Origin of the sequence: Methylorubrum sp. POS3, assembly GCF_043352485.1 — a bacterium.
GTDB lineage: Bacteria > Pseudomonadota > Alphaproteobacteria > Rhizobiales > Beijerinckiaceae > Methylobacterium > Methylobacterium suomiense.
In genome coordinates, this window is sequence record NZ_JAPRBT010000052.1 from 1 (window position 1) to 5158 (window position 5158).

8 protein-coding genes are annotated in these 5158 nt (G+C 71.0%); 6 read left to right on the forward strand and 2 right to left on the reverse strand.

Features of this window, described 5'->3' with window-relative positions; translation table 11 throughout:
- The 3 genes from OWC43_RS24310 to OWC43_RS24320 form a co-directional block, all read left to right on the forward strand.
- Nucleotides 1-551 (forward strand): DUF6441 family protein (locus OWC43_RS24310; RefSeq protein ID WP_393958871.1); only part of this gene is annotated, 551 nt, incomplete at its 5' end.
- 7 nt (nucleotides 552-558) lie between these two features.
- Nucleotides 559-993 carry a hypothetical protein gene (locus OWC43_RS24315; protein WP_393958872.1) on the forward strand — a complete coding sequence of 145 codons (435 nt, stop codon included), beginning with the start codon at nucleotides 559-561 and terminating at the stop codon, nucleotides 991-993.
- A gap of 24 nt (nucleotides 994-1017) precedes the next feature.
- Nucleotides 1018-1956, forward strand: coding sequence for a phage tail tube protein (locus OWC43_RS24320; protein ID WP_393958873.1), 939 nt, complete (start codon nucleotides 1018-1020; stop codon nucleotides 1954-1956).
- 67 nt (nucleotides 1957-2023) lie between these two features.
- On the opposite strand, the gene OWC43_RS24325 is transcribed toward OWC43_RS24320, so the two are convergent.
- Nucleotides 2024-2344, reverse strand: coding sequence for a BrnA antitoxin family protein (locus tag OWC43_RS24325; RefSeq protein ID WP_393958874.1), 321 nt, complete (start codon nucleotides 2342-2344; stop codon nucleotides 2024-2026).
- A complete protein-coding gene (locus OWC43_RS24330) occupies nucleotides 2331-2609 on the reverse strand; it encodes a BrnT family toxin (RefSeq protein WP_393958875.1) in 279 nt (92 codons plus the stop codon). The genes OWC43_RS24325 and OWC43_RS24330 overlap by 14 nt, the downstream gene beginning before the upstream one ends.
- A gap of 166 nt (nucleotides 2610-2775) precedes the next feature.
- Here OWC43_RS24330 and OWC43_RS24335 point away from each other — a divergent pair, with 166 nt between their 5' ends.
- The 3 genes from OWC43_RS24335 to OWC43_RS24345 form a co-directional block, all read left to right on the forward strand.
- Nucleotides 2776-3216 carry a hypothetical protein gene (locus tag OWC43_RS24335; RefSeq protein ID WP_393958876.1) on the forward strand — a complete coding sequence of 147 codons (441 nt, stop codon included), beginning with the start codon at nucleotides 2776-2778 and terminating at the stop codon, nucleotides 3214-3216.
- 65 nt (nucleotides 3217-3281) lie between these two features.
- Complete coding sequence (locus OWC43_RS24340) at nucleotides 3282-3467, forward strand: hypothetical protein (RefSeq protein ID WP_393958877.1); 186 nt, start codon at nucleotides 3282-3284, stop codon at nucleotides 3465-3467.
- Nucleotides 3454-5158 (forward strand): phage tail length tape measure family protein (locus OWC43_RS24345; protein ID WP_393958878.1); only part of this gene is annotated, 1705 nt, incomplete at its 3' end. The genes OWC43_RS24340 and OWC43_RS24345, both read left to right, overlap by 14 nt.

Below are 5158 nucleotides of genomic sequence, written 5' to 3' on the forward strand. Positions count from 1 at the left end.
ACCTCCGCGCCGATGTGCGCGAGGCCGGCCTCGGCCAACGCCTCGCCAACACTTGGCGCGGCCAGACCTTTCCGAAGGCTGGAGCAAGCGCCGAGGCGGCAGCCTACGTCACCTCCAACGCGCCGAAGCTGATCGACGCGTTCGACCGGGGTGCCGTCATCACCGCGCGCAACCGTCGATATCTCGCGATCCCGACCCCCGAGGCCGGCGTGCGCCACCTGTCGAAGCGCCGGGGCAAGGGCTCGAGCGACAATGGCCTGACGCCGGCCGCCTGGGAGCGCGAGACCGGGGTGAAGCTGCGGTTCGTGCCGAGCCGGACCGGCGGCGTGCTCGTGGCCGACGCGTTCTACCGGCGCCAAGCCGCACGGTTCCAGCGGCGCAAGTCGTTCCGGCCAATCCGCGAGAGCGGCCCCGATCAGGGGCGCTCCTTCGTCGTCATCTTCGTGCTGGTACGGCAGGCCAAGCTGCGCAAGCGGCTCGACATCGCCGCGACCGCCCGGCGCTGGGCCGACCAGGTGCCGGGTACCATCGCTGCACACTGGCAGGCGTGATCCCGCGATGCCGAGCACCCGCGAGCGCGTGATCCAGGCGGTCGTCGCCCTGTTGCGGGCGGCGCTGCCGCAGGCCGCACATGGCCGCAACGAGGCCAAGCCGCGGACCATCCCGAACGGCGGGACCGTCACCGTCGACGACGGCGTGCCCGGCACGCCCGAGGTGACGCTGAGCCCAGCGACCTACATCTTCGAGCACGAGATCCCGGTCGAGGTCGTCGCGAGGAAGGGTCCCGGCGAGACCGCCGAGGCCCGGCTCGACGCAATGCTGCAGGCGATCGGCGCTGCCGTCGCCGCGGACCGGACGCTCGGCGGGCTGTGCGACCACATCGAGGTCACCGCGCCGGACACCGAGCCGCTCACCGGCGAGGGCGCGGCGGTCTCGCGCTCGGCCGTGCTCGGCCTCGTCGCCGTCTACGGCACGAGCGACCCGCTCAACTGACACCACTCATCCGAGGAGACATCCATGGCCCGCGCACGCGGAGCGAACGCCGTGATGGCGGGCGCCTTCGAGGCCACCTACGGCACGCCGCCGTCCAGCGGCTACCGCAAGCTGCCCTTCGTCCAGTCCAACCTCGGCGAGGAGCAGGGGCTGATCCCCTCCGACCTGCTCGGCTACGGCCGCGAGGCGCTGCCGCCCTCGCGCGACGTCATCAACAACGACGGCGACGTGGTCGTACCGATCGATCTGCGCACCTTCGGCACTTGGCTGAAGCTGTTCCTCGGGCAGCCGAGCACCACCACGGTCAGCGGCACCAGCACGCACGTGTTCACCTCGGGCGCGGCGGCACTGCCGTCGATGACGATCGAGGTCGGCCTGCCCGAGGTGCCGAGCTACGGCCAGAACTTCGGCGTTCGCGGCAACACGATGCGGGTGCAGATGCAGCGCTCGGGCCTGCTCACCGCGACGCTCGGGCTGATCGCGCAGGGGGAGAACAAGCTCAAGGCCTCCGCCGCCGGCACGCCGACGGAAGCCGCGATCGAGCGGTTCGCGCCGGCCCAGGGCGCGATCACCCGCGCCGGCGCGGCACTCGGCTCGGTCGTCTCGGCGGACTTCACCTATTCGAACAATCTCGACAAGGTCGAGACCATCCGCAGCGACGGGCGGATCGAGGATGCCGAGCCCGGCATGGTGGCGATGTCGGGCAACCTCGTCGTCCGCTTCGCCGATACGGCGCTGCTCGACCAGGCGAGCGCCGGCACCCCGGTCGAACTCAGCTTCGGCTGGGCGATCGACGCCGCCCGCTCGCTCTCGTTCCGGGTGCCGTCAGTCTACCTGCCGCGGGCCAAGACCCCGGTGACGGGCCCGGCCGGGGTGCAGGCGACGTTCCCGTGGCAGGCCTCGCGCGACGCCTCGGGCAAGACCGTGATCGCGACGCTCGTAAACAACGTCGCGAATTACTGATCTAAGCGACAGGTCTGAACTCAGTAATACGGCGAAGGGGGCGGGGTCGGCGTTCGTCGCATCGATACTATGCGGCAACCAGCTTCTTCGCAGCCTCCGCCAGCGCCTCGTTCATCCGAGTCTGCCAACCTGCTCCAGTCGCCTTGAACGCAGCCAACACATCGGGATCGATCCGCAACGAAACGGGGACGCGCTTCGCATCCAGGCGCGGTCGACCACCGCGGCTCTTGAAAGCGACCGACAGTTCCGGGGGGAGCCCCTCGCCACCGGAACGCATTCGAGCAAGCTCGTCGTCGGTCAGCTCCGGGTTATCGGAAACCTCATCCCAATCCGATTGGGTGAAGTTCGGGTTCGGCACGTAATCGGATGCAGCCTTAGGATCGGTCATAGGCAGCCCTTTCCTTCGGATTGGCTCGGCGGATGCTGACGATATCGATAGCTTCCGTCCCGAGTGGGGAAACGATCACTACAACGACGGTTTCCTCGCGCCAGGATCCGAGCAGCTTGAACCTTTCACGACCCGTGATGCGGCTCGGCTGGGTCGGCAGGCTCAGGAAGCGATCGAAGCTGAAGGCATCCTCGAACTCGGCGAAATCGAAGCCGTGCTTGGCGATGTTCGCCTGCCGCTTCGGTTCGTCGTAGGTGAACACCATGGTTTTTGTATATACACAAACCATGCGCTGAGCAAAGTTGTTCGGTTCGCACGGTTGGCAGACCGGCTAGGCGCCGCTGACACTCAAGCGCGCTCCATTGGCTGCGGCGTGCAAGCCTGCATCCCATCCCTTCATCCGCTGTCCCCCCTCACCATCAGGAGCCGCGATGCTCAAGCTCGACCGTCAATCCGGGCCGTTCTGGCTCGACCTCGTGCCCGGCGTGCGCGTCGAGGTCGAACCTGTCTCGGTCGCTTCGATGCTGATCGCCCGCGAGGCCGTCGCCGCAATCCTCGCCCCCGGCGACGAGGCCGAGGTCGATGACGCCGATCCGCGCGAAGTGAATGCCCGTGCCAGCGTTGCCCTGGTGCGCGCGCTGTGCCGACGCGGGATCCGGCAATGGGAGGGCGTCGGTGATGCCGACGGCAACCCGGTCGCGGTCTCGCCGGAGACGGTGGACATGCTCCTCGACGTCTGGCCGGTCTACGACGCGCTCGACGGGCTCTACGTCACGCCCGCCCTGCGCCGGGGTGCGGAAAAAAACGCATCGGCGAGCTCGCTGGCTGGCATTTCGGCGGCGGCGCCGCGTACTGCGCCGCCTGCGGCGTAACCTGTGCCGCTTGTCCCTACCGGCTGCACGCGCCGCGGACCGATGAGGGCATCGTCGCCTGGGCGGTGATCCGGCGCTGCGGCGGTCAGGTCCGCGCCGCGTTCGGTGGGCCCTACGCCCTGGATTTCGCGGCGATCCTGGCGATGGGGGCGGCCATGGGCGCCGACACGGCGCTGCTCGCCGACCTGCTGCCGGGCATCGAACCGGTCATCGTCAACGCGTACCGCGAGGCTGCCGATGACGGTCAATAGCATCGCCATCCGCCTCGGGGTCGAGGGCGGGGCCGAGCTGCGGCGCACGCTCGACGAAGCCGGGACCGCCGGGCAGACGGCGTTCCAGCGGATCGGAGCGGCGGCCGATCAGGCCGGCGCGGCCACCGACCGGCAGACCGCCCGCTTCCAGCGGCTGGCCGCGGCCCAGCGTGAGGCGGAGGCACGCGAGCGCGCCCAGGCCAACGTCAACGCGCTCCTCGGCGTGCGCGACACTCCCGTCGGTGCCGCGAAGGCGTCGGCCTCGGTGTTCGAGGAGGTGGCCCGGGCCGAGACCGAGGCGCTGCGCCGGGCGGCCGAGGCGCGCACCGCCACGGTCCGCACCACCGTGGCGGGGTGGCGCGAGCTCGGCACCGCCGGCGCGGCGACGCTGGCCAACATCGATGCCGGCCGACGCCTCGGCGCGATGGGAAGCGTGCCGGCTGCCGCCAACCAGAATGCGGCCCCTGGGAAGGCGGCCGGCCGACGCCTGCGCCCCGACGAGGTCACCAACCTGATGTACCAGGGCGGCGACGTCGCCGCCCAGCTCGCCTCCGGATCCTCGCTCGGCCTGATCGCGCTGCAGCAGGGGCCGCAGATCGCGCAGATGTTCGCAGGCCCGGGCGGGGCCAGCGTGAAGGGCGCGCTCGGACAGGCCAGCGAGGCCGCGGCCGGGCTGGCGGCGCGCATCGGCCTGGTCGGTGCCGGCATCGGCGGTCTCACCGCCGCCGCCGCCCTCGGCGTCACGGCCCTGATCGCCTACCGCAACGGCCAGGCCGAGGTCGAGAAGGCCCTGACCGGCGTCGGGCGGGCATCGGGGGCGACGCTCGCCGGGATCAACGCCGTGGCGGACGGGCAGTCCCAGGCCGGCGCGATGAGCCGGCGGTCGGCGCGCGAGATCGCGGCGACCTATGCCGGCACCGGCCGCATCGACGCGAGCCTGCTGGGTGGGGCCGTCGGCGCCACCCCCGATTTCGCCCGGTTCCTCGGCGTCGAGCGTGCCGAGGGAGCAACCGAACTGGCCGCTGCCCTGGCCGACGTCTCGCGCGGCGCGACCGACCTGGCGCAGCGCTACGGCCTGCTCAGCGATGCCCAGGCCGAGAGCATCCGCCGGATGGAGGCGCAGGGTGATCGGCTCGGCGCCCAGCGCCGTATGCTCGACGCCGTTCGCGACAGCACCCGCGGGCTCTCCGAGGCGACGACGGGGTGGGGCCGGGCCACGGAATGGCTGAGCGACCGCTGGGACGCTCTCGGTCGCGGCCTCGATCGCATCGTCACCGGCGGCGACCTCGACACCCGGCTGAAGACCGCCCGCGACGCGCTGGCCGAAGCCCGCAAGGAGGCCGAGGGCGCCAACGGCTACTACCGGCAAGCGATCCTCGATCCGCGCATCGCGACCTACCAGCGCGAGGTCGCCGAGCTGGAAAAGCAGGCCGGCGCGCGCGATGCGGTGTCCGAGCAGGTCCAGCGCGCCCGTCGTTCGGTCGAGGTCGGTGGGGTGATCCGCTCGCTCCTGCCCGAGCAGCGCGAGTTGCAGGCGCTGCAGGACAAGGTCGAGTTGGTCCGCAAGGCGATCGCCGACCCGGTCAAGTTCGGCCTCGATCAACGCCAACTCCAGGAGGCGACGGCGGCGTTCGAGCGCATCGCCCGGCTCGCCCGGACGATGACTGAGGACGTCGACCGGTTCGGTTCGA

What these genes read in the sequence shown, in the direction of transcription:
- OWC43_RS24325 (WP_393958874.1), bottom strand. Translation starts at nt 2,344, where the DNA reads ATGACCGATCCTAAGGCTGCATCCGATTACGTGCCGAACCCGAACTTC.
- OWC43_RS24320 (WP_393958873.1), top strand. Translation starts at nt 1,018, where the DNA reads ATGGCCCGCGCACGCGGAGCGAACGCCGTGATGGCGGGCGCCTTCGAG.
- OWC43_RS24335 (WP_393958876.1), top strand. Translation starts at nt 2,776, where the DNA reads ATGCTCAAGCTCGACCGTCAATCCGGGCCGTTCTGGCTCGACCTCGTG.
- OWC43_RS24330 (WP_393958875.1), bottom strand. Translation starts at nt 2,609, where the DNA reads ATGGTGTTCACCTACGACGAACCGAAGCGGCAGGCGAACATCGCCAAG.
- OWC43_RS24315 (WP_393958872.1), top strand. Translation starts at nt 559, where the DNA reads ATGCCGAGCACCCGCGAGCGCGTGATCCAGGCGGTCGTCGCCCTGTTG.